Consider the following 24,049-nt stretch of genomic DNA (forward strand, 5'->3'; position numbering starts at 1 on the left):
TCATAAACGTAAGAATAAGAAAACCCCGTTTTTGGCTCTGATCAGCCTTTTTCGGGGTTTTTATGTACTTAAATTTACGTAAAAATACTTGTATTTACAAGGGATAACGCGTTTTCTGAATGTGCCTTTTATGTTTCAGTTAGAAACATAAAGAGGTTGTCTAGAAACATAAAGAGGTTGTCTAAAAGTTCAATATGACAAATCAAATTCAACTTACTTTTTAGACAGCCTCTTCGTTTTTTAGAAAATCACTAAATTTTATAAAAAAGGATAATCGGTGTAGCCTCTTGCAGTTCCTCCTCCAAAAAGGGTGTGGGTATCGCTTATATCATTCATTTCAGCATGTAGTTTTACACGTTTTGGATAATCAGGATTGGTTAAAAACTTTCTTCCAAAACCAACTAAATCTACTAAGTTTTCAGCTAACAAGGCATTGGCTTGCTCTGGTGTTTTGTTTCCTGTTGCAATAATCGTGTTCGAGAAATCTTTACGTAAAGACACTCTAAAATCATTTGGGATTTCAGGGGCATCATCCCAATCGGCTTCACATAAATGAATATAGGTTACACCAATTTTTTCTAAGGCTTTAGAAGCAACTTTAATGGTATCCAATATTTCAGGATCATTCATGTCTTTAAAACTGATAAAAGGCGATAGGCGAACCCCTGTCTTTTCAGGGCCTACAGCATCGGCTACAGCCTGTGTTATTTCGGTCAAAATACGTACACGGTTTTCTTTACTTCCGCCATATTCGTCGGTTCTTTCATTGGAATTACTCCTTAAAAACTGATCGATTAAATAACCATTTGCGCCGTGAATTTCTACACCATCAAAACCAGCTTCAATCGCATTTTTTGCGCCTGTTTTAAATGCTTCAATCACTTGATTTATGTCTTCTTTGGTCATGGCTCTAGGTGCTTCAACCGGAACAAAAGTAGCATCGCCATTGGGTGCGCCATCAAAAATATACACATTGGTTTCTTTGGCTATTTTAGCTGAAGGCGCAATGGGTTGTAAACCATTAACTTTCGAACTAGAAACCCGACCCACATGCCATAATTGTAAAAATATTTTACTGCCTTTTTTATGGACTTCATCAGTCACTAATTTCCAACCTTCAATTTGAGCTTTGGTGTAAACTCCAGGAGTATTGGCGTAACCTTTTCCTTGTAAAGAAACTTGAGTGGCTTCCGTTATAATAATGCCAGCTTCAGCCCTTTGTCCGTAATATTCAGCCATTAATGCGTTAGGAATATCGCCAGGTTGCGAAGCTCTAGAACGCGTCATGGGTGCCATTAAAAAGCGATTTTTTAAATCTAAATCTTTCGATTGGTATGCTGAAAATAAATTGATTGTATGAGACATGTTATTTTTTAAAAATTTTATAGAGTAGAAATAGGGTTACGAAAAAAAGTACGGGCCATAAAATGAATAAATCAACTCTAATAATAGCGCCAACTTCTTTTGGAGCCCAGACGAAATATAAATAGGCTTCATAAGCTAAATAAATTACCCAAATAATAGTTAAAGCGATTTTGTATCTTTTTTTATGATTCATGGTTTTAAGCGTTTTAATTTTCTAATTTAGAAATTGTTATTTATGTTCTAAATTAATCATTTAGCTTATAAAATGAACGTTTGTAACTCTTTTATTACTGATTAAAGTTTAATTCAGAATTATCAATAGGCGTATTTGGGTCGTCTTTTATCATGTTTGCAATCGCATCTTTTCGCATAAAAACAACACCAGGATGGGATTTTGCATATTTAATAAAAGCATCAACCACATGAACTACAGCTGGTGCACCTCCAATTCGGTCGTGTAAACTCACGCTCATCATGCGTCTTCTTGTACTGCCTTCTTCGTATAATTGGTCGAATTCAGCCTTTAGTTGTGCTAAAAATTGATCGGGACTCCATTGTTTGCCTTCAATATTTACAATGTCGTTATTTCTTAAGGTGTAGGGCATCACCACAAAGTTTTTACCACGTACTTTAGTGATGAATGGTTCGTCACGACTTAAATCATCAATGTGATATAGAAAGCCTAATTCTTGTAAAACTTTAAGGGTGTTTGGTCCTCTTCTTAGCCAATTGGCGTTGTATCCAATGCCGCGTTGTCCTGTAATGGCTTCAACGGTATCGATGCCTTTTTTTATAAATTCCAATTCGTCTTCATAGCTCATATCCCATTGGTCGCTCCACGAGATTCCGTGGGCTGCTATTTCATGACCACCATTGGTAATAGCTTTGGCAACTTCAGGATATTTTATAGCCGCTTCGCCAACCACATGTGAAGTCACTTTTATATCGTGTTTTTTCCAAAGATTTAACATGCGGTAAATGCCTTCTTTAGCACCGTACCTAAACCAGCTTTCGGCTGGCATGTCGGGGTTGCCTTTTGGTAAAGGGTTTCCAGAAAACGGACTTTCGGCACCCTCGGGTTGGCCGCCGGTTTCAAATTGCATGGAGAATGATATGACTAATTGGGCATCGTTTGGCCAATAGGTTTTGGTATTTGTTGTTGTATTTTTCATTGCTGTTTCTTTAGATGTGTTGTTATTGCAAGAAGTCAACCCAAATAGAAAAATAAGGGTCGTAGCTAATGTAATTTGTGTTAGTTTTTTCATGATTTATTATTTAAAAGTGACTACCTTTTCTAGTGTTCTTCTGGTTTTAGGGCGCGGTTCATTTACACGGTAGCCAAATGCAACCATATATGATAATCCGTATAAATTAGTATCTATACCTAAATCGTCTTTCAGTATTTTTTCGCTTTTCGATTGATTAAAGCCTTCAATTGGGCAGGAGTCTATACCAATCATAGCAGCGCTTGTCATCATATTCGCTAGTGGAATGTAGCATTGTTTTGAAGCCCAATCGAAAAGTTTTCGGTCGTCAGATAAATCAAAATCACTTTTTTGAAATGTTTCATACATACTGCCTTTTTGTTCAATAACATTCTCGGGTAACTCCTGGATGTCTCTCATAAAATCTTCAATGTATTGGCTATCGTATTTCATTAAAGGCTCCCTCATGGTTAATCCTAAAACAAAGTGACTAGCGGTGTCTAGTTTGGCGGTGGCTCCCCAAGCGCTATCTTTTAACTTGCTTCGCAGCTCTGGATTTTGAACCACAACAAAATGCCAAGGTTCGAATCCAAAAGAACTTGGTGATAATATGCCAGTTTCAAGTATAAAATTCATGTCGCTATCGCTCACTTTTTTATTGGTATCGAATAGTTTACAAGCATGTCTGTATTTGTAAGCGTCTAATATTTCTGTTTTATTAATCATGGTTCTAAGTTTTAAATGATAAGACAAAGGTACAGATCCATGGAAGTGTTTTAGTTGTATAAATACATTGTATATTTGTATAAATAAATGTTTTTATGGCTCAACGGTTTTATATTACAAAAGATTTAGATGTACTTGAATTTGAAGCGGTTAACGAATGGGGTTACCCTAGGCATAAGCATAATTTTTTCGAACTTACTTTTGTTTTATATGGTAAGGGGCAACATGTTTTAAACGAGAGTATTATAAATTATAAAACAGGCGATATCTTTTTTTTAACTCCTAAAGACGAGCATGAATTTATAATCGCAGAGCCAACCCGTTTTGGGATTATAAAATTCACAGAACAATTATTTTTAGAGAAATCGACCTTCTCTGTCCAGGTTTACGGTCAGAAAAATATAGATGCAGTTATTTTTCATGCCAATATTATCGCAGAATCTATTGTACATTTTGAACATGACAAAGCCCAATTAACAGGCTTATATCATTTGATTAAAAATGAAATAAATAACAAGTTGGTTTTTAATAGGCATGTTTTAACAGAATTATTTGCAGCGCTTTTATTGGTGCTTTCAAGAAATTTAAAGGCAAGTATAAAAAATAAAACAAGCGAAGGGATTTCAGATCAAGAAAAAATTGAAAATATCTTGGCTTACATCAGGCAGAACGTACTTGATAAAGAGCTAATAAAAATTAAAAGAATTGCCGAGGAGTTTTATATGTCGCCCAATTATGTGAGTGTTTTTATAAAAAAGCATGCTGGAATTTCGATTCAGCAATATGTTATTCAAACCAAAATAAAAATGGCCGAAAGGCTTTTAAAACAATCCAATTTAGGAATTAATGAAATAGCCGATAAATTAGGTTTTGTAGATGCGAGCCACTTTAATAAAATTTTTAAAAAATACACGGGTAAAAACCCTAGTGCCTATGAATAAGTGTTAATATAGTTTTTTTGTGCTTTCGCGTTCAATTAAACTGGTTTTAATTACTTTGGTTACAAAGGGTTTGGCTTCGTTTTCATTTTCAATGCGTTCGATAAGCATTTTTGCAGCGGTTTCTCCAATATGCCTGCCGTGTTGGCTAATGGCCGAAATAGAAGGCGTAAGGTGTTGCAATAATTTACCATTTGTAAAACAGGCAATCGACATGTCTTCTGGGATGTTATATTGCATTTGTTTTACAAGACGCAGCGCATTTACGGCGGCGCTTTCTTCCAGGCATAATAAGCCATCAATGCTTTTATCGGCTAAAATAATTTTCATAACCGTATCAAAATCTTCATGGTTTCCTATACGTACAATAAGGCGTTCTTCAATTGGGATATTAAAATGATTCAAGGCCTTTTTATAGCCTTCAACGCGTAGTTTTCCAACGCTTAAATTATCAATTACCGAAATTAATGCAACTCGTTTACAGCCCGATTTTATAAGGTGACTAGTTGCATGAAAAGCACCTTCAAGATCACTTACTACTACTTTGTCGCATTCTAATTCTTCCGAAATGCGATCGAACATAACAATAGGAATCCCTTCGTTTAGTGTGTTTTTTAAATGTGTGAAATTCTGTTTTACTTGGGTTTCTTCAGCTAAAGAAATAATAACCCCATCCAACGAACCATGTTTTAGTAAATCGATGGTTTTTACTTCTTTTTCATAAGATTCATTTGAAATACAAGACACCAAATGATAGCCTTTTTGAGACGCAATATGCTCAATCCCCATAAACACTTTAGCAAAAAAAGTATTCATGATATTCGGGATTACCACCCCAATAGTATTAGTTCGTTTGTTTAATAGATTTAATGCCGTAACATTAGGTTTGTAATGGTGTAATTTGGCGTATTCTTGAATTTTTTCTTTGGTTTGAATACTAATTTCATGACTGTCTTTTAACGCTTTAGAAACCGTAGCGATAGACACATTAAAGTTGTTTGCAATGTCTTTTAAGGTGATTCGTTTTTTCATTTTCTTATGAAGGCAAAATAGGAGTACAATTTATGCTTTTTATTGGTCTTAAAAATACTTAAAACGATGTTGTTTAGTGTATTTCGCTTTAGCTTCTAAAAACCTTGCATTTTATTTGTGGCGTGATTTAGTTCCGAAATTTAGTAAATTGAAACCGAATAGAAAATCTGCAAGGATTTTGTAAGCAAGTGGGACCTAACTATTAATTATACACGCTGTTGTGCTTAGTGCTTTTTTAATATTTCAATCAATTTTGTATTCACATAAACACTTTCTCTTCCAATCTTTTGAGAGGTTAGTATTCCAATTTCTTCCATTTTTTTTAAATATCGTGAAGCCGCTTTTCTTTCTACGTTTAATTTTTCTACAACAAATTCTATTTTAGAATAAGGTTGTTCAAAGAGTAACTCAATTAATTCTTTTCTGTAAATTTTAGGCTCCTTTTCTTGTGCATATATTATAGTTTTATCTAATAATTCTTTAATTGAATTTATTTTATCAATAGTCCTATTTGATGTTACTTCAACAGCTTTTAGCATATAAATTATATATTCAGACCATTCGTCTTTATTGTTAACTGTGTTTAGTAAACGGTAATAATCTGCTTTATTTTCATTGATATATGAACTTAAATATAAAATAGGAATATCTAAAAGGTCGTTTATAATTAGGTATAAAATGTTAAGTATTCTTCCTGCTCTTCCATTTCCGTCATAAAATGGATGAATACTCTCAAACTGATAGTGTAAAATAGCCAAATTAATTAGCGGATTTAAATCGTTTTGTTTAACATTAAAATGTTCTAAGAAATTGCCAAGTAAATCTAAAATTTCGTCTTTTTCTTGTGGTGGTGTATAGATAATTTCTCCAGTTTTATCATTTTTTAGCACAGTTCCAGACATTGAGCGAATTCCAGCATTATTTTCGATAATGGTTTTTTGAATAGTTTCGATATCTTTTAGCTTTAAAAATCCTTGTTTCTGAATTAATTCAAAACCAGAAAAAATAGCACTTCTATAATTTATAACTTCTTTAACTTGAGTTGGTTGTTTTGTGTTTGTCGCTAAAGCTTTATATAGTTCATCTTGTGTTGTAATGATATTTTCTATTTCCGAACTATCTTTAGCTTCTTGTAAAACAACAGCATTTACCAACATTTCCTGATTAGGAATAGTTTTAGCAATTCCTTTTAATTCTCCTAATGAATTTGAGGATTTACTCAATTGACGAAGAATTTCAATAGTTTCTACCTTTTCTCTTTTTGGTGGAAGTTTTGCAAGTTTATTGATTTGGGACATTTTATCTCTTCTGATTTGCATATGTACCAAAAATACAAAAAATAGTGCATTTAAAAGCAATATGCGACTTTTTGTCTCGTATTAAGTACAACATGTTTTAAAAAGTGATGTTCAGATGTGTTGCCGTTCCATGATGATCCAAACAAGTGATGTCTAAGATGTCCAAATATTAAAAGGAATAATATCTAAAGACCAAGTTCACATACCTTTAGAATGTCGTCCATCACTACGAATAAGTGATTTGGTAAAGAAATTAAAAGGCCGAAGTTCAAGAAAATGACAACAGGAGTATCCAGAATTAAAACAGAAAAATTGGGGCAGACACTTTTTGGGAATTGGATATGGATGCTGGAGTACAGAAAATATAACTGATGAGATAGTTAATGAGCATCATCGCAGAGCAGACGATGGAAATGGAACAAATTTTATTATTAAAAAATGACCTTTGCGGTGACTTTAATCCATAATGGTTTCGTTATGATAGGAGCTCGCTGTTTTTTCAATTTGATTAGCATTTTAATTAAAATATACGATATTTGATTTACCAAACTAACTACTATGAGTTCTACTACCGAAGAAAAAGCCTTAACACCAGAAACTATAGAAAACCTAAAAATCTCAAAACCAGCTATAAATAGTGTGGGGTTTGGTGGAATTGCCGCGGCTGTTAGTCAAGTTTCAAAATATATGAATGTGGCCGATGCTTTTAAATTAGGCGCTAAAATGAATCAAAAGGGCGGTTTTGATTGTCCGGGTTGTGCTTGGCCAGATCCTGATGATGAGCGTTCTTCTTTAGGTGAGTTTTGCGAAAATGGTATTAAGGCCATTGCTGAAGAAGCTCAAAATAAAACCATAGGCACCGAATTTTTCAATAAACATTCCGTTGATGAATTAGCCAGTTGGAGCGATTTCGAGATTGGAAAATCAGGACGTTTAGCCGAGCCTATGTTTCTTACTGAAGGAGCAACTCATTATCAACCCATTTCCTGGGAAGATGCTTTTAATAAGGTTGGTACGCATTTAAATGCTTTAGATTCTCCTGATGAAGCTGTGTTTTATACGTCGGGGCGAACCACAAATGAAGCCGCTTTTTTATACCAATTGTTCGTTCGAGAGTATGGAACTTCTAATCTGCCCGATTGCTCTAATATGTGTCATGAAGCGAGTGGAAGTGCATTGTCTGAAACTCTAGGAATTGGTAAAGGTTCGGTGACTTTAGACGATTTATATAAAGCCGAATTGGTGCTAGTCGTTGGGCAAAACCCAGGGACAAACCACCCTAGAATGTTAACCGCTTTAGAAAAATGTAAAAATAATGGTGGAAAAGTGGTGGCTATCAATCCGCTACCAGAAGCCGGATTGGTTAGATTTACCAATCCGCAAAACCCTATAAAATTATTAACCGGCGGAACACAAATTGCCGATGTGTTTGTGCCAATTACCATTAATGGTGATGTGGCTTTTTTTAAAGCCATACTTTTAAAATTATTAGCTGAAGAAGAGCAAAAAGGCGGTGTTTTTGATAAAGCCTTTATTGAAGAATTCACCCAAGGTTACGATGCCTTTATAGCCGATTTAAAAACCTATAATTTCGATGAATGCTTAAAAGCTTCAGGAGTTTCTGAAACTGTATTTAATCAAGTTTTCGATTTAATTCTGAATAATGAAAAAATCATTATTTGCTGGGCCATGGGCTTAACACAGCATGAAAATGCGGTTGATAATATTCGCGAAGTTGTTAATTTGCTGCTTTTAAAAGGTAGTATAGGAAAAGAAGGAGCAGGTACATGTCCTGTTCGTGGGCATTCTAACGTTCAAGGCGATAGAACGGTGGGGATTTTTGAAGCAGCACCTCAAGCTTTTTTAGACAAAATTGAAGAAAAATACGGCTTTAAACCTAGTGCTAAACACGGATATTCGGTGATTGATGCGATTAAAGCCATGCATGAGAAAAAGGCAAAAGTATTTTTTGGTTTGGGAGGCAATTTTATTTCGGCGGTTCCAGATACTACGTATTCTGCACAAGCCTTAGGGAATTGCAATTTAACCGTGCATGTTAGTACAAAATTAAACCGTTCGCATTTAGTAACTGGAAAGGAAGCATTAATTTTTCCATGCTTGGGAAGAACCGAAAAAGACTATCAAAAATCGGGGTTACAGTTGCAAAGTGTCGAAAATTCTATGGGGGTGGTGTCGTCCACAAAAGGTGTTTTAGAACCCTGCTCATCGGCATTACTTAGTGAAGTTGCTGTGGTTTGTGGGGTAGCACATGCGACTTTAAAAGACCGCTCGAAAATTAATTGGTTGCAGTATAAAGATGATTACAATTTGGTGCGTGAAGATATCGCGGAAGTCGTTGATGGTTTTAAAGATTATAATACCAAATTAAAGCAACCTTCAGGGTTTTATTTACCAAATGGTGCGCGTATTAGAAAGTTTAAAACCACAACAGGAAAGGCTAATTTTTCAATAAATAAGTTGCCAAATTGGAAGTTAAAAGCAGATGAGTTAATTATGATGACCATACGAAGTCACGACCAATTTAATACCACAATTTATGGTTTAGACGACCGCTATCGTGGGGTTTATAACGGAAGACGTGTTATTTTTATGAACCGAGAAGACATGCAGGAACGCGGTTTACAAGAGCAACAGCTTGTTAATTTGCAATCGGAATTTAATGGCGTGATTAGAAAAGCACCTAATTTTAAGGTTGTTGGTTACGATATTCCTAAAAATTGCTGTGCTACTTATTTTCCCGAAACCAATGTTTTAGTGCCTTTAGATAGTTTTGCGCATACGGCTAAAACGCCCGCATCTAAGAGCGTTAGTATAACGGTAAAGGCGGTTTAAGATTTCACTAAAACTCATCCTATAATTTTTCTAAAACGCAATAATTCTTAAATCTATTTGAGAAATCGACAATAATTGATATTCTTCAAAAATTTCTTCAAATAAGACACTTAGAAATACGTATAAATACTTAGTTTTGTTTTCAAATACGTAATTATGAAAGGCGTATATGTTAAAATCTAAGTTTTAAAAGGATTTAACATTGCGAATTACATCTGACCGATTTAACAAATTAAAACTATACAGATGAAACACGTTATTGTTGTTGGAAACGGAATGGTTGGTTATAAGTTTTGTGAAAAATTTGTAGAGCAATCTAAAAATAAAGAATTTAAAATCACTGTTTTTGGTGAAGAGCCAAGACCTGCTTATGACCGCGTTCATTTAAGTGAGTTTTTTGAAAACCAAGACGCTAAGGCTTTAGAAATGGCGCCTAGAGAGTGGTATGAGGAACACGGAATTGAGCTAATTACTAGCGAGCGTATTACCGATATACATCGTTCTTCAAAGAAGATTACAACAACAAAAGATTTACACTATAAATACGATTATCTGGTTTTAGCAACCGGTTCTGCGCCATTCGTACCAAACATTAGTGGTATAGAAAAGAAAGGTGTTTTTGTTTATAGAACGATTGAAGATCTGGAAGACATGCTAGGTTATGCTAAAGAAGTTATTGGCGACCGAAAAGAAACTGTTAAAGCAGCGGTTCTTGGTGGTGGTTTATTAGGTCTTGAAGCTGCGAAAGCGGTTAAGGATATGGGTTTCGAACCACATGTTGTGGAGTTTGCGCCTAAATTAATGCCAAGACAATTAGATACGCGTGGAAGTAAAGTGCTTCAAGAAAAAATTGAATCGTTAGGGATAAATGTGCATTTATCTAAAGCTACTAATAAAATTTTAGGCGACGATGTAATTACAGGTATGGAGTTTGGCGAGTACGATAAGATTGATGTTGAAATGCTTGTGGTTTCGGCGGGAATTAGACCTCGTGATGAGCTAGGAAAAACCTGTGATTTAAAAATGGGCGTACGTGGTGGTATTGTTGTAAATAACAGAATGCAAACCTCCGATCCAGAAATATTTGCCATTGGTGAAGTAGCGCTTTATAACAATATGATTTACGGTTTAGTAGCGCCAGGTTACGATATGGCTGAGGTTGCAGTAAATCAAATTATAGGAAATACGGATGTTTTAATGGCTGAAGAAATTGATATGTCTACCAAATTAAAATTAATTGGTGTTGATGTAGCAAGTTTTGGTGAGCCGTTTATGCCAGTTGAAAAAGGCTATTCGATTATTTTCGAGAATAAAACAAAAAACTTATACAAACGTGTTAATATTAGTCATGATGGTAATTTGTTACTAGGAGGAATCTTAATTGGCGATGCTTCAGACTACAACATGTTTCATCAAATATATTTAAACGGATTACCAATTCCTGAGGATGCTGAAGAGTTAATTATTGGTGCAAGAGGCGAAGGAGGTTCTTCTTTCGGAAGCGTTTTAGATATACCAGATGCAGCACAAGTTTGTTCTTGTGAGAGTGTTACCAAAGGTGATATTTGCTGCTCAATTACCGAAGGTGGTTGCGAGAATTTAGGTGATGTTATTGCAAAAACTAAAGCAACAACAGGTTGTGGTGGTTGTAAACCAATGGTTGTCGATTTAGTAAACGAAACTTTAAAATCGCAAGGTAAAGAGGTTAAAGAGGTATTGTGTGAGCACTTTAGTTTTAACCGTCAGGAGCTTTACGATCTTGTAAAAGTGAATAAAGTTGCCGATTACGACGAAGCTTTAAACCTTTTTGGTGAAGGCCATGGTTGCGAAATTTGTAAGCCTGCATTGGCATCTATTTTTGCGACAATTACTATGGAAACGCCAAACCGTCAAGTAGCAATTCAAGATACAAACGATAAGTATTTAGCTAATATTCAGCGTAATGGTACCTACTCTGTAGTGCCACGAGTTGCTGGTGGAGAAATTACACCAGACCAGTTAATTATAATTGGTGAAGTTGCTAAAAAATACGATTTATATACAAAAATAACTGGTGGCCAACGTATTGATTTATTCGGAGCACAAATTCATGAATTACCATTAATTTGGAAAGAATTAGTTGATGCCGGATTTGAAAGTGGTCATGCTTACGGTAAATCGCTTAGAACAGTGAAAAGTTGTGTAGGTTCTACTTGGTGTCGTTACGGTATGCACGAAAGTGTTACTTTTGCTATCGATATTGAAAACCGATATAGAGGCTTGCGTTCACCACACAAATTAAAAGGAGGCGTTTCGGGATGTATTAGAGAATGTGCCGAAGCTAGAGGAAAAGATTTCGGATTGATTGCTGTTGAAGGTGGATGGAATTTATATGTATGTGGAAATGGTGGAGCAACACCAAAACACGCCATATTATTTGCAGAGCAGTTAGATGATGAAACTGCAATTAAGTACTTAGATAGATTCTTAATGTTCTACATTAGAACGGCAGGACCTTTAGTAAGAACTGCGCCTTGGTTAGAAAAATTAGACGGTGGTATTGAATACTTAAAGAAAGTTATTATTGAAGATTCTTTAGGAATTGCTGAAGAATTAGAAACTGAAATGCAAGGTTTGGTTAACAAATACGAATGTGAGTGGAAACAAGCTATCGAAGATCCAGAAATGATGAAACGTTTCAAGCATTTTGTGAATTCTGATGATACTGATGATAACTTAGCGTTTGTTCCAATGCGTGATCAAAAAATGCCTAAGGCTTGGAATTAAGGAAAAGTTAAAAGTGGAAAGTTAAAAGTTAAAAGTTTGTTTGCGGATGAAATTTAACTAATGACAAACACTGAAAATGGCAGACAGTTCGCGTTAGGGATTGAAGCGGCATCCTTTTTTGAGGTACGATAAAAAAGATATAGCGGAAAGCCCGACCCTTGTGGTAACGCCAATAAAATAATACAGTTGATTCGTTAAATCGATTATTTGTGTAATCGTGACATCGGTTAAACGTATTAACGATTAAACGCATAAACAGAATAAAAAAGTAGATTTGTTTATTTGAAACGTCGGTTAAACAATTAAACAGTTAAACGAATCAACATAATAAAAGGAATTAACAAAAAATAGAGATATGCAAGAGCAAGATATACTTAATCAATACCAATCTGTTTCAGAAGATAATGTTAAGGAGTGGTTTAAAGTAGGGGTGGTTGAAGATTTTCCTGAAAATAGCGGGGCCTGCATCAAGTATAAAACCAAACAAATTGCGGTTTATAACTTTGTAAGAACTGGAAAATGGTATGCGACTCAGAATTTATGTCCGCATAAAATGGAAATGGTTTTGTCTTTAGGGATGATTGGCGACAAAGATGGCGTTCCAAAAGTGGCTTGCCCGATGCATAAAAAGAATTTTTCTTTGGAAGATGGTTCGAATTTAGGAGGCGAAGATTTAAAAATTGCGACCTATCCTGTTAAAATTAAAAAGGGAAATGTGTATATTGGCTTTTCAGATTAACGAAAAGTAAATATACATAAGATGAAGCCTACAAGATTTGAAACCGCAATAGCCTTAATTGATAAAAAAAACGCAGAAGACACAAATACTTACCAGGTTTCTGGTTTGGATTATCCTAAAGAATTGTTGTACTCGCAACGTATGTCTAGGAAGTTATTGCAGTTTAATCCAGATGCTTCAAAAGCCCTTCAAATTGCAGCACGCGCCCAACATATTTGTCGTTGGAAAATAGCTAGAGACGAATATCCTATGGATCGTGTTGGGTATTTAAAGTGGCGTGAGACTCTTAAAAAAATGCACGCCGAAATAACGGCCGAAATTTTAACTCAAGTTGGTTATGATGCGCAGTTTGTAGACCGCGTTTCTTTGTTGATTAATAAGAAACTTATTAAGAAAAATGAGGAAACTCAAATTCTTGAAGATACCGTTTGTTTGGTGTTTTTAGATTATTACTTCGAGGAATTTGCGGCCAAACACGATGATGAAAAAATCATTGATATTCTTAAAAAAACCTGGGTTAAAATGTCTGATAAAGGCCATGAAGCAGCCTTAAAATTACCTTATTCAGATAAGAGTTTAGCCTTGGTAAAACAAGCAATTTCATAAAGTGCAACGTATGGCAAAGCGAGGTAATTCATTAGACCAAAGAACGTTTGATAAATTACGTCGCCTTTATATTATTGCATTAAGCACCATTGCCGTTTCGGTAATTGTTAGCCAGCTACTTATACGTAATCACCTTAACGATCAGGCCACCGATTCTTCGGTTATTAACGTGGCGGGAAGGCAGCGTATGCTTAGCCAGAAACTCACAAAAGATGTGGTTTCCTTATCTTCGGAAACTGCTTTAGATAAAAGAATTTGGCTTAAAAATAAAATAAAAGAAACTCTAAATCTTTGGGAGCTTTCGCATTATGCACTTCAAAATGGAAATGATAGTTTAGGGCTTCCTGAAAAAAACACATCGGAAATCCATGCGCGTTTTGCCATATTAAATCCTGTATTCGACAGGATTAACTTCGCTTCAAAAGCCATTATTACTAAAATTGAAAACAATCCATCTTTAAGCTTTTCTAATTTTGCTTCGGAAGTAGAAGTTGTCAAAAATAATGAAGGCGACTTTTTGTTGATGATGGACGATATTGTGAATCAATACGATCTTGAGGCCGACAGAAAAGTAACGCGACTTAGACAGTTAGAAATGTGGTTAACTGGATTAACCTTATTAATTCTATTGGCTGAGTTTTTATTTATTTTTTGGCCCGCAGCAAAATCGGTTAAAGGGGTACTTACAGAATTATTATATGCCGAAAAACACGCCAAAAAAATGGCTTTTGATGCCGATGAATTAAGTATCGCTAAAGAAAAATCGATAAAAGAATTACGAGCACTTAGCCGTGCCATGGACGACACGCTGCTGTTTGCTAGAATTTTACCAAACGGACAAATTGTGCACATGGGCAATAAGTTTTCGCGTTTGTATAATTACTCGAAATTAAACGATAAAGGCCTGTTTTGGACGACACTTTCGCCGGTAGAAAATGAACAGTTGGCCATTGAGGATCTTATTGCAAAGCATAAAAAAACGGGTTGGCAAGGTGAAGTAAAATCTACAACCAAAAATCATGTTGATGTGTGGTTAGAAATGGCCATAATACCCTATAGTCCTACTGAAGATAAATCGGAAATACTTATTATCGCTTCCGAAATTACCGAAAGGAAAGTGGCGCAATTAGAAATTGCCAGACTTACTGCGGCAAGTTTTGAGGAAAAGATGAACCAGCAAAAAATTATTTCGAGTAAGATTATTGAAAACCAAGAAAAGGAACAAAATAGAATTGCTAAAGACGTACATGATGGCATTGGGCAAATGCTAACTGGGTTGAAATATAATTTAGAAAGTATCGATACCCAAGACATTGAAAAAGCAACTTCGAAAATTGAACATTTAAAAACCCTTACTACCGAAATTATAAAAGGGATTAGAACGGCGACCTTTAATTTAACGCCACCAGAATTAACCGATCATGGTGTGGTTCCTGCCATTGCGAAGCTTATTCAAGAATTATCGAAACTTACTGGGAAGCAAATCATGCTTTTTAATAAAACCGATTTTAATCAGCGTTTAGATTCACTTACCGAAATAAATATTTACAGAATTACTCAAGAAGCCATTAATAACGCTATTAAATATGCCGAATCTTCGCATATTCTAGTGTCTTTATCGCATAGTAAAAACATTTTAAGTATTGTAATTGACGATAATGGCAAAGGTTTCGATCCTAAAAAGGTTAAGCATATTAAAACTGGCGATGGTGGTATGGGAATGACCTTTATGCGCGAACGAATTAAATACATTGATGGCCGATTTTTTATTAGTTCTGAAAAAGGAAAAGGCACCCGAATTACTTTGAATATTCCTTTAAAAGAAGTGTAGTAAGACATACCTTTTAATAATACGTATTTTTTAATTGATGAAACGAAAATTAATAAGTTCTGGTTCATCCTTTGAAGCAGAAATTGGTTATTCCAGAGCTGTGGTTCAAGGCGATTGGATATTTGTATCGGGAACAACAGGTTACAATTATAAAACCATGCAGATAAGTGATGATATTGTTGAACAAACCGAACAATGTCTGCTCAATATAAAAGACACACTAGAACAAGCCCATGCTAGTTTAGCAGATGTAGTACGCGTAACCTATATTTTGCCAGATGCTAATTTGTTTGAAGCCTGTTGGCCAGTTTTAAAAAAGTATTTTGGAGCAGCGAAACCGGCTGCAACCATGTTTTCGGCGGGATTAGCCAATGATAAAATGAAAATAGAAATTCAAGTAACAGCACTTAAAATATAAATACGTAGTTTTTACTTAATTTTATTATTTTTGTACTTATATTTAGAATCTATGGACATAATTAATGTTGTGCTTGCAGACGACCATGTTTTGGTGAGAGATGGCATAAAAGCACTTTTAGAAGATCAATCTGGAATTAAAGTTATTGCTGAAGCTTCAAACGGAAAAGAAGCCTTAGAGATTATAGCTTCTACGAAACCACATGTGTTGATCGTGGATATTAGAATGCCAGAAATGAACGGTATAGAGGTGGTTAAAGCTATTAATGATACGTACACCGACGTGCGTACTTTGGTGTTGTCTATGCACGATTCAGAAGAATATGTTGTAAAGGCTATTCAAGCTGGTGCCGATGGTTATTTATTAAAAGGAGCAAGTAAAGAAGAGTTTTTAAAAGCGTTGACCAATATTGCTTCTGGAGGTAAGTATTTTACAGGCGATGTTTCGGCAATCATCATGAATAATTTTGTAAACGGAAACACAAATACCGAAGTTGTTACAGAAAAGAAGGTGAAAATTGATCCGTTTAATTTAACCAAACGCGAAAAGCAAATACTTAATTTAGTACTGCAATTAAAAAACAACAAGGATATCGCTGAAGAACTTAATATTAGTAAGCGAACTGCTGAAGTCCATCGTTTTAATTTGATGAAAAAACTAGAAGTTAAAAACTTAATGGAACTTAGTAATAAAGCCAAAGAGTTTGATTTGGGCTAGTCCTTACTTTTTAACTTTATCTGCCCGTTTTTGATCATAAATTTAAACGACCTGTTCCCTATTGTAATATTTTATCTTATACTTTGCGAACTCCTGTTTACTAGAAGTCACAGGGGGTAGAGCAAGACTTAGCTATATTGGTTATTATGGCTAAGTCTAATTGAGTTTGATGATTTTCAAAATGTACCATGCTTATTATAAACTGCAATAGTATGGATTCTCAAAAATGTTTTAAGCAGTTTTTTTCCATAGAATGTATTTTAATATTTCAAATTTTTTTAATAAAATCGAGTCCTTTTAATAATTATTCAAAAAGTCCTTTCATAAATTATTAAACTCACATTTTTATATAATTACGTATTTTTTGGATGATAATTACGTATTTATACTTAGTTTTGTATTGAAGAATATATGGTTTCTGTACTATAAATTTAAAAATACTATAACTATGAGCACAACACAAGGCGCAAATAAAATACTATTTATAAACACTTTAGCTTTTACATTCTGTTTTGCAGCGTGGTTGCTAAATGGAATTTTAGTTACTTTTTTAGTAGACAATCAAGTGTTTGATTGGAGTGGAGTACAAATTGGGTGGTTAATAGGTATTCCTGTGTTAACGGGTGCTATTTTTAGGTTACCAGCTGGTATTTTAACCGATAAGTTGGGCGGGAAGCCTGTTTTTGTTGCCTTATTATTATTGTGTGCGGTTCCTATGTATTTGTTGTCTTATGCCAACGACTTTTGGGCTTTTGCCTTATGTAGTTTAGGATTTGGTCTAGCAGGTGCTAGTTTTGCAGTTGGAATTGCTTTTACTTCGGTTTGGTTTCCAAAAGAAAAGCAGGGGCTTGCTCTGGGAATATTTGGGGCAGGTAATGCTGGTGCCGCAGTAACAACATTGGTAGGGCCTAAACTTTTAAATTTCCTAACCGATAATAAAACAAATTTAGAGGGGTGGAGAGACATGCCAAAAATGTATGCTGCAGGTTTAGTTATCATGGCAGTGGTGTTTTTTTTAACCACTAAAAATAAAAAACCGGCATCAAGCTCTAAAAATTTAAAAGCGATGATGACACCACTTAAAAGTATTAGAGTATGGCGATTTGGTTTGTATTACTTTTTAGTATTTGGTTGCTTCGTGGCTTTTGCAGGTTGGTTGGTGCCATATTATACTAATGTTTACAGTTTAGATTTGGTAACCGCAGGAATATTAGCTTCATGTTTTAGTTTGCCTTCAGGGATTATTAGAGCCTTTGGTGGCTGGTTGTCCGATAAAGTAGGAGCAAGAAAAGTAATGTATTGGGTGCTTGGGTCTACCTTGGTTTTTAGCGCCATTTTAATTGTACCAAAAATGGATATTTATTCTGCAGGTAAGGGGGTTATGGCGAAAGCTTCAGGAGTCGTTACAGATGTTACCGATACCTATATTGAACTCGAAGGTGTTAAGTATCCTATAAATGCTAAAACCGATAAACTAGCTCAAGCCGATGAAGAGTTTCATATTTTTCCAATTAAAGAATCTTGGCAAGAAGTGCTTGTTAAAGAAGGTGATACTGTTCAAAAGAAACAATTAATAGCTAAAGGTAATACACATATATATTTTCAAGCCAACCTTTGGATATTTGCTATTGTAGCTATCATAATAGGATCGATATGGGGTATTGGTAAAGCAGCCGTTTATAAGCATATTCCAGATTATTTTCCTGAAGAAGTTGGTGTTGTTGGTGGTATGGTTGGTGTGCTTGGAGGTCTAGGTGGTTTCATTTGTCCGATTCTTTTTGGATATCTTTTAGAAGGCACCGGTCTTTGGTCTAGCTGTTGGATATTAATGTTATTCTTGTCTGCAATCTGTTTAATATGGATGCATAAAGTGGTTCAAAGAATGGCCGATAAAGCAACGCCAGGATTAGTAAATAAATTTGAAAGAAAATAAAACGATCTAATTTTAACTTCTAATGAACCTGTTCTATTTTGAAACTGATTCTTAGTAAATTATTAAAAGGGGTGTTCTTTAATTATCAAAAGTGTAATTATTTTGAGTTACTTAATTGCGGTGTTGTTAAATTAAGTATTAATACTTAATTTCGTGATAAAGATGTAGTATTCTGTTAGTGGTATAACATCTTATTAACTCTAAAATTAGAGTCTAAACAGGGGAATACAGCTAATAAAAAGTTCTTATAAAGTGATGTTTAATCACGAATTAATAAAAGTGAAAGAATGAAGTTGCAAGACATGTAACTTTTGCTACCGTAGTGTCTTATGGTTATTTCATAATTGGAATCATAGTGGTTGTGACTACGGTAGTTTTTTTTAAATCGACGTTTCAGCGAAAGCTGAAAATCAAGTAGAATTAGGTTGTAGCATTGCTCGAGATATCTAATTCTAATGAGGTGGAAAAACTCAAAATAGATTGCTGAATTTTATCATAATAAAATTTAAAAGCACCTTTTTTGATGTATTCAGAATAATGAAGTTGCTATTTGTTTTCTGATGTTAAAATGTATTATTTAGTATAAAATGCTTGTCTGAATGATTAAAAATGAAGTAAAAACTACGTGTTCGTATTGTGGTGTAGGCTGCGGTATTATTGTAAAGAAAGACAGTAATAATAAGGTTTTTGTTGAAGGTGATAAAGATCATCCTGTAAACAAGGGCATGCTTTGCTCTAAAGGGATGAACCTGCATTATGTTGCCAACGATATTTCCGATAGAATTTTATATCCAGAAATGCGATGGAGTCGTTCGCATCCGCGCGAACGTGTAAGTTGGGATACGGCTATGGATCGCGCTGCAAGTGTTTTTAAATCCATAATAAAAAAGCATGGCCCAGATAGCGTTGCTTTTTATGTGTCTGGACAAAGTTTAACCGAAGAATATTACATTGCTAACAAGCTTACTAAAGGCTTTTTAGGAACTAATAATATAGATACCAACTCCCGACTTTGTATGAGTTCGGCTGTGGTGGGATATAAGAAAACATTTGGTGAGGATTCTGTACCAATTTCCTATGCCGATATTGAGTTGGCAGATAGCTTTTTAATTTCGGGAGCAAACCCAGCTTGGTGTCATCCTATTCTTTTTAGACGGATTGAAAAACGCAAAGAAGAAAATCCAGATGTAAAAGTTATTGTTGTAGATCCTAGAAAAACAGATTCAGCAAATTTCGCCGATTTACACTTACAATTACTTCCGGGAACCGATGTTATTTTATACAATGCCATTGCAAGATGCTTGTATAAAATTGGGTTGATTGATGAAAAATTTATCGAAAAATATACTGAAGGTTTTGAAGCTTATAAAGAATTAATCTTTTCAACATCGTTAAAACAAGCATCAAAATTATGTGGTGTTCCTGAAGACGATATTAAAAAAGCAGCCAAAATTATTGGACTTTCAAAAGGATTTATCAGCATGTGGGCCATGGGGCTTAATCAAAGTGTTGTTGGAACCGATAAAAATGTATCGCTTTTAAATTTATCGCTTATCACAGGACAGGTTGGAAAACCAGGTTCTGGTCCTTTTTCGCTTACCGGGCAGCCTAACGCTATGGGCGGACGCGAAGTAGGAGGGATGGCAAATTTATTAGCCGTTCATAAAGATTTAATGAATGAAGAACACCGCCGTGAAGTAGCTCAGTTTTGGGGTGTCGATAAAATTAATCCGAAGCCAGGGTTAACAGCAACCGAAATGTTCGACGCGCTTGAAAGCGGAAAACTTAAAGCTGTTTGGATAGCTTGTACCAATCCGTTGGTGAGTTTACCAAATTCGCACCGTATTGAAAGTGCCATGAAAAACGCCAAGTTTGTGGTCGTTCAAGATATTTCACATAAATCGGATACGGTAGATTTTGCAGATTTAGTACTGCCTGCTGCTGGATGGTTGGAGAAAGAAGGTACGATGACGAATTCTGAAAGACGTATTTCTTATCTTCCTAAAGAATTAGATCCGCCAGGAGAAGCCAGACCAGATGTCGAAATTTTCTGCGATTTCGCACAGCGTATGGGCTTTAGAGGGTTCAATTTTAGCAATGCGAGCGAAGTGTATGATGAATATGCTTCCATGACTAAAGGCACCAATATCGATGTGTCTTTCCTAAATTACGACCGTTTAAAAAACGAAGGCACTTTTCAGTGGCCAGTTCCAGAATACAGACATCCAGGGACACCTCGATTGTTTGAAGATAAAAAGTTTTATACGCCATCGCAAAAGGCACAATTTAATATACCAAGTACCATTGAAAACACCTCGGTACAGCCTAATGAAGATTATCCGTTAATCTTAACCACAGGCCGTATTCGCGACCAGTGGCACACCATGACTAAAACAGGTAAAGTGTCTCGATTAAAAACGCACTACCCAACGCCTGTTTTAGAAATTAATCCCGTTGATGCTTTTTTAAATAAAATTAAAGACGGTGCCATTACTGAAGTTAAAGGAGAAAACGGTGTGGTAAGAGTGCGTGCAAAAGTTACCGATACCATTAAAAAAGGCGTGGTGTTTTTACCAATGCACTGGGGAAAACAGTTGCAAAGCGATTTAAACCGAGCGAATAATTTAACCAATACACACGTAGACCCTACATCAAAAGAACCCGATTTTAAGTTTACTCGAGTAGCGGTTTCAAAATATAAAAAACCCGTTGAAAAAATTGTTATTGTTGGAGCAGGAGCTGCAGCATTCCGTTTTGTTCAAAATTATAGAGAATATAACGAGGTTGACGAAATTCACGTATTTTCAAAAGAACCTCATTTGTTTTACAACAGGGTTTTATTGCCAGAATATGTGACCGAAGAATTATCATGGGAACAACTTCTTAAAATCAAAGAAAAGGAATTAAGTAAGTTGAATATAAAATTACATCCTGAAAAGGAAATTTCACTCATTGATAAAGAAAACAAAATAATAACCGATAGTGATAATGAAACGCACAGTTTCGATAAATTAATATTGGCAACAGGGAGTCGTGCATTTATTCCTAAAGATGTTCAAATTGATTTACCTGGGCGTTTTACCATGCGTAATAAAGGCGATGCCGATGCATTTAAAGCCTATTTAGATGCCACAAATTTACCGCCAGAAGAGCAGCATGTGGTTATTGTTGGTGGTGGTTTACTAGGTTTAGAGTTGGCTGCAGCCATGAAACATAAAAATGCTAAAATTACCATTGTACAACGTGCATCGCGTTTAATGGAGCGTCAATTAGATAAAGTTTCTAGTAAACTATTGGCTTTAGATGTTCAAGAGCGTGGTATTCAAATTTATTTTGATAATGAAGTAAGTACAGTGTTTGATGATGAAGATACTGGCGAATTAAACATCACACTAAAAAGTGGTAAACTTATTAATGCTAACGCTATTGTTTACGCCATTGGTACCATTCCTAACATTGATATCGCTAGAGAAAACGGTATTGCTTGTAGTAGAGGTGTGAAAGTGAATCAGCATTTAGAGTCTTCGCATAAAGATATTTTTGCCATTGGTGAAATTGCAGAATATAACAATCAGTTATTCGGAATTACTTCTGCAGCAGAAGAACAAGCTACTATTTTAGCAAACTTTATTGCTGGCGATATTAGCTGTGCTTATAATGGCTCGGTACTTATGAATATATTGAAATTCAATGATTTAAATCTGTGTAGTATTGGCGATATTATTGTTCCTGAAAACGATGATAGTTATGAAGAAATTATTTTCACCGACCTAAAGAAGCGTTATTACAAAAAATGTATTGTAAAAGACGACTTGCTAGTAGGGGCTGTATTAATGGGTGATAAAAATGAATTCGCCGAATTTAAAACCATGATTGAAAGTAAAATTGAAATGGCCGACAAGCGAAACACCTTGCTTCGTGGCGCTTCAAACGATACACCTGTTTTAGGGAAATTAGTATGTTCTTGTAGTCAAGTTGGCGCAGGAAATATTGAAGACGCTATCGCAAAAGGCTGTACCGATTTTACAGAATTATGTAATAAAACAGGAGCAGGATTAGGCTGCGGAAGCTGTAAAACCGAAGTTCGAGAAATTCTTCACAATTCAAAAGTATTAGCATAATGGAAGAGCCATATAGACTGAAAATAAACGGTGGTGTATTATCGCCAGGTGAGTTAAAAGATATTTGTGAAGCAGCAGAAGCTTTGGGTTTAGATGCCATTTCATTTGGGTCGCGTCAAGATATTATTTTACCCGAAGAAATAGATGAAAGCAAGTTAACTAACTTTGATAAAATTCAATTTATAAAACCAAAACGCGATGGTATTGAAAACATCGTATCTTCATACGTTTCGGCAGAAATTTTACCAAGTACAGCATGGCTTACCAGCGACCGTTATTTATATATTTTAGAGCAGTTTAAGCATAAACTTAAATTACGAGTTAACATTACAGATCCCAAACAACGTTTGGTGCCTTTATTTACAGGTAATGTGAATTTTATTGCTTCAGAGCATGAAGATTATTGGTACTTATATGTACGTCTACCAGGTTGGAAAAAAACCTTAATGTATCCAGCACTTATTTATAGTTGGGATATGGATAAGATTGAATTTGCTATTGAAGGCATTTTACAAGAGGAACCAGAAACTATTGAAACCGTTTTCGAATTGGTTAGCGATGCTATTGATACAAATAATAGAACCGTTGATCATCCTTTGGAAGTACCATTTTATCCTTTTCCTTATTATGAAGGGATGAATCGTATTGGAACCGATCGCTATTGGTTAGGATTATATTGGAGAAATAACCGCTACGATGTGGCTTTCTTAAAAGCGATGTGCGACTTATGTTCGGATAACAAAATTGGTAAAATTTCTATAACGCCTTGGAAATCTTTTATTGTAAAAGGAATTCCTTTAAAGTCTAAGTTGCAGTGGGAGAAGTTTTTAGGTAAGTTTGGTATTAATGTGCGTCATTCGATGTTAGAGATGAACTGGCACTTACCGGTTAACGACAGAGAAGCTTTAAATCTTAAAAAATATTTGGTAACTAATTTCGATCAAAATGATATTAGTACCTACGGATTAACCTTTGGGATTACCAGTTACGAGAGCGATACTTATAACTTTACATCCATTGTTATTGAAAAAAATAAACAGCCAGAAGCTATAGGCGATTTTAAAATTAGAGATACTTATAACCTTCTATACGCTAAAAATTTCGACCCGAACACGCAGAAATACATCATGCATGTTCAAGATGTAGATAAGGTTGAATTGCCTGGTTTGTTAATGGAATTAAGTCAGTTGTATTTTGAACAATTAGGTACCGAGCGTGAAGCTGAAGAAGAAGTTCAAGCCACTAAAGCGGAAACAACCGAAGAAGAGGTTTACCAATGTTCGGATTGTGGAACCGTTTATAACGAAGTTTATGGTGATATTACTCAAAATATCGCGCCAAACACCCCTTTTGAAAGTTTAGATGCAACTTATGAATGTTCACTTTGTGAAGCTCCTAAAAGTAGTTTTCAAAAGAAAGTTTTAGTGAAATAATCTTCATAAAATATAAAAAACACACTTTACTCGAGTGCGATGTCTCCCATGCGTTCGATATTTAAAAT

At 35.1% G+C, this 24,049-nt stretch carries 18 protein-coding genes; 12 read left to right on the top strand and 6 right to left on the bottom strand.

All coding sequences use genetic code 11. The features are described 5' to 3' along the window. Positions 1-258: 258 nt before the first annotated feature. From H6X70_RS11130 to H6X70_RS11145, 4 genes are all read right to left on the bottom strand, one after another. On the bottom strand, positions 259-1,365 hold the full coding sequence (locus H6X70_RS11130) for an alkene reductase (protein ID WP_194767772.1): 1,107 nt from the start codon (positions 1,363-1,365) through the stop codon (positions 259-261). A 1-nt stretch (position 1,366) separates the two neighbouring features. After that, a complete protein-coding gene (locus H6X70_RS11135) occupies positions 1,367-1,558 on the bottom strand; it encodes a hypothetical protein (protein ID WP_194767773.1) in 192 nt (63 codons plus the stop codon). A gap of 94 nt (positions 1,559-1,652) precedes the next feature. Further along, positions 1,653-2,630, bottom strand: a complete 978-nt coding sequence (locus tag H6X70_RS11140; RefSeq protein WP_194767774.1) for a polysaccharide deacetylase family protein — start codon at positions 2,628-2,630, stop codon at positions 1,653-1,655. A 6-nt stretch (positions 2,631-2,636) separates the two neighbouring features. Continuing rightward, a complete protein-coding gene (locus H6X70_RS11145; protein WP_194767775.1) occupies positions 2,637-3,296 on the bottom strand; it encodes an NAD(P)H-dependent oxidoreductase in 660 nt (219 codons plus the stop codon). A 95-nt stretch (positions 3,297-3,391) separates the two neighbouring features. Here H6X70_RS11145 and H6X70_RS11150 point away from each other — a divergent pair, with 95 nt between their 5' ends. Further along, positions 3,392-4,237: an AraC family transcriptional regulator gene (locus H6X70_RS11150; protein WP_194767776.1), complete on the top strand. Its 846-nt coding sequence runs from the start codon at positions 3,392-3,394 to the stop codon at positions 4,235-4,237. A gap of 3 nt (positions 4,238-4,240) precedes the next feature. On the opposite strand, the gene H6X70_RS11155 is transcribed toward H6X70_RS11150, so the two are convergent. Both H6X70_RS11155 and H6X70_RS11160 read right to left on the bottom strand, forming a co-directional pair. Continuing rightward, a complete protein-coding gene (locus tag H6X70_RS11155; protein WP_194767777.1) occupies positions 4,241-5,266 on the bottom strand; it encodes a LacI family DNA-binding transcriptional regulator in 1,026 nt (341 codons plus the stop codon). A gap of 224 nt (positions 5,267-5,490) precedes the next feature. Further along, a complete protein-coding gene (locus H6X70_RS11160) occupies positions 5,491-6,624 on the bottom strand; it encodes a Fic family protein (RefSeq protein ID WP_228530341.1) in 1,134 nt (377 codons plus the stop codon). Between the two features lie 106 nt (positions 6,625-6,730). On the opposite strand from H6X70_RS11160, the gene H6X70_RS11165 reads away from it, so the two are divergent. From H6X70_RS11165 to H6X70_RS11215, 11 genes are all read left to right on the top strand, one after another. Further along, complete coding sequence (locus H6X70_RS11165) at positions 6,731-6,844, top strand: transposase (protein WP_194767920.1); 114 nt, start codon at positions 6,731-6,733, stop codon at positions 6,842-6,844. A gap of 278 nt (positions 6,845-7,122) precedes the next feature. Next, positions 7,123-9,417 carry an FdhF/YdeP family oxidoreductase gene (locus tag H6X70_RS11170; RefSeq protein ID WP_194767778.1) on the top strand — a complete coding sequence of 765 codons (2,295 nt, stop codon included), beginning with the start codon at positions 7,123-7,125 and terminating at the stop codon, positions 9,415-9,417. Positions 9,418-9,663: 246 nt separating this feature from the next. Continuing rightward, positions 9,664-12,183 carry a nitrite reductase large subunit NirB gene (gene nirB, locus H6X70_RS11175; RefSeq protein WP_194767779.1) on the top strand — a complete coding sequence of 840 codons (2,520 nt, stop codon included), beginning with the start codon at positions 9,664-9,666 and terminating at the stop codon, positions 12,181-12,183. 355 nt (positions 12,184-12,538) lie between these two features. After that, positions 12,539-12,922, top strand: coding sequence for a nitrite reductase small subunit NirD (gene nirD, locus H6X70_RS11180; RefSeq protein WP_194767780.1), 384 nt, complete (start codon positions 12,539-12,541; stop codon positions 12,920-12,922). 21 nt (positions 12,923-12,943) lie between these two features. Beyond that, the gene (locus tag H6X70_RS11185) at positions 12,944-13,528 is read left to right on the top strand and encodes a DUF4202 domain-containing protein (protein ID WP_194767781.1); all 585 of its coding nucleotides are present in this window, start codon (positions 12,944-12,946) and stop codon (positions 13,526-13,528) included. A gap of 10 nt (positions 13,529-13,538) precedes the next feature. After that, positions 13,539-15,359 carry an ATP-binding protein gene (locus tag H6X70_RS11190; protein ID WP_194767782.1) on the top strand — a complete coding sequence of 607 codons (1,821 nt, stop codon included), beginning with the start codon at positions 13,539-13,541 and terminating at the stop codon, positions 15,357-15,359. 37 nt (positions 15,360-15,396) lie between these two features. Continuing rightward, complete coding sequence (locus H6X70_RS11195; RefSeq protein WP_194767783.1) at positions 15,397-15,777, top strand: RidA family protein; 381 nt, start codon at positions 15,397-15,399, stop codon at positions 15,775-15,777. Positions 15,778-15,828: 51 nt separating this feature from the next. Further along, positions 15,829-16,494 (top strand): response regulator transcription factor, encoded by a 666-nt coding sequence (locus H6X70_RS11200; RefSeq protein ID WP_194767784.1) that lies wholly within the window; start codon positions 15,829-15,831, stop codon positions 16,492-16,494. 448 nt (positions 16,495-16,942) lie between these two features. Continuing rightward, positions 16,943-18,427, top strand: a complete 1,485-nt coding sequence (locus H6X70_RS11205; RefSeq protein ID WP_194767785.1) for an MFS transporter — start codon at positions 16,943-16,945, stop codon at positions 18,425-18,427. Positions 18,428-19,026: 599 nt separating this feature from the next. Further along, positions 19,027-22,548 carry a nitrate reductase gene (locus H6X70_RS11210; RefSeq protein ID WP_194767786.1) on the top strand — a complete coding sequence of 1,174 codons (3,522 nt, stop codon included), beginning with the start codon at positions 19,027-19,029 and terminating at the stop codon, positions 22,546-22,548. Beyond that, positions 22,548-23,981 (top strand): rubredoxin, encoded by a 1,434-nt coding sequence (locus tag H6X70_RS11215; RefSeq protein WP_194767787.1) that lies wholly within the window; start codon positions 22,548-22,550, stop codon positions 23,979-23,981. The genes H6X70_RS11210 and H6X70_RS11215 overlap by 1 nt, the downstream gene beginning before the upstream one ends. Positions 23,982-24,049 lie beyond the last annotated feature (68 nt).

This window comes from Tamlana sp. I1 (genome assembly GCF_015355625.1).
Classification (GTDB): Bacteria; Bacteroidota; Bacteroidia; order Flavobacteriales; family Flavobacteriaceae; genus Pseudotamlana.

Coding starts and splice junctions, on each gene's coding strand:
- H6X70_RS11155 (WP_194767777.1), bottom strand. CDS start 5,266: ATGAAAAAACGAATCACCTTAAAAGACATTGCAAACAACTTTAATGTG.
- H6X70_RS11200 (WP_194767784.1), top strand. CDS start 15,829: ATGGACATAATTAATGTTGTGCTTGCAGACGACCATGTTTTGGTGAGA.
- nirD (WP_194767780.1), top strand. CDS start 12,539: ATGCAAGAGCAAGATATACTTAATCAATACCAATCTGTTTCAGAAGAT.
- H6X70_RS11130 (WP_194767772.1), bottom strand. CDS start 1,365: ATGTCTCATACAATCAATTTATTTTCAGCATACCAATCGAAAGATTTA.
- nirB (WP_194767779.1), top strand. CDS start 9,664: ATGAAACACGTTATTGTTGTTGGAAACGGAATGGTTGGTTATAAGTTT.
- H6X70_RS11150 (WP_194767776.1), top strand. CDS start 3,392: ATGGCTCAACGGTTTTATATTACAAAAGATTTAGATGTACTTGAATTT.
- H6X70_RS11135 (WP_194767773.1), bottom strand. CDS start 1,558: ATGAATCATAAAAAAAGATACAAAATCGCTTTAACTATTATTTGGGTA.
- H6X70_RS11205 (WP_194767785.1), top strand. CDS start 16,943: ATGAGCACAACACAAGGCGCAAATAAAATACTATTTATAAACACTTTA.
- H6X70_RS11215 (WP_194767787.1), top strand. CDS start 22,548: ATGGAAGAGCCATATAGACTGAAAATAAACGGTGGTGTATTATCGCCA.
- H6X70_RS11170 (WP_194767778.1), top strand. CDS start 7,123: ATGAGTTCTACTACCGAAGAAAAAGCCTTAACACCAGAAACTATAGAA.
- H6X70_RS11190 (WP_194767782.1), top strand. CDS start 13,539: ATGGCAAAGCGAGGTAATTCATTAGACCAAAGAACGTTTGATAAATTA.
- H6X70_RS11185 (WP_194767781.1), top strand. CDS start 12,944: ATGAAGCCTACAAGATTTGAAACCGCAATAGCCTTAATTGATAAAAAA.
- H6X70_RS11145 (WP_194767775.1), bottom strand. CDS start 3,296: ATGATTAATAAAACAGAAATATTAGACGCTTACAAATACAGACATGCT.
- H6X70_RS11195 (WP_194767783.1), top strand. CDS start 15,397: ATGAAACGAAAATTAATAAGTTCTGGTTCATCCTTTGAAGCAGAAATT.
- H6X70_RS11210 (WP_194767786.1), top strand. CDS start 19,027: ATGATTAAAAATGAAGTAAAAACTACGTGTTCGTATTGTGGTGTAGGC.
- H6X70_RS11140 (WP_194767774.1), bottom strand. CDS start 2,630: ATGAAAAAACTAACACAAATTACATTAGCTACGACCCTTATTTTTCTA.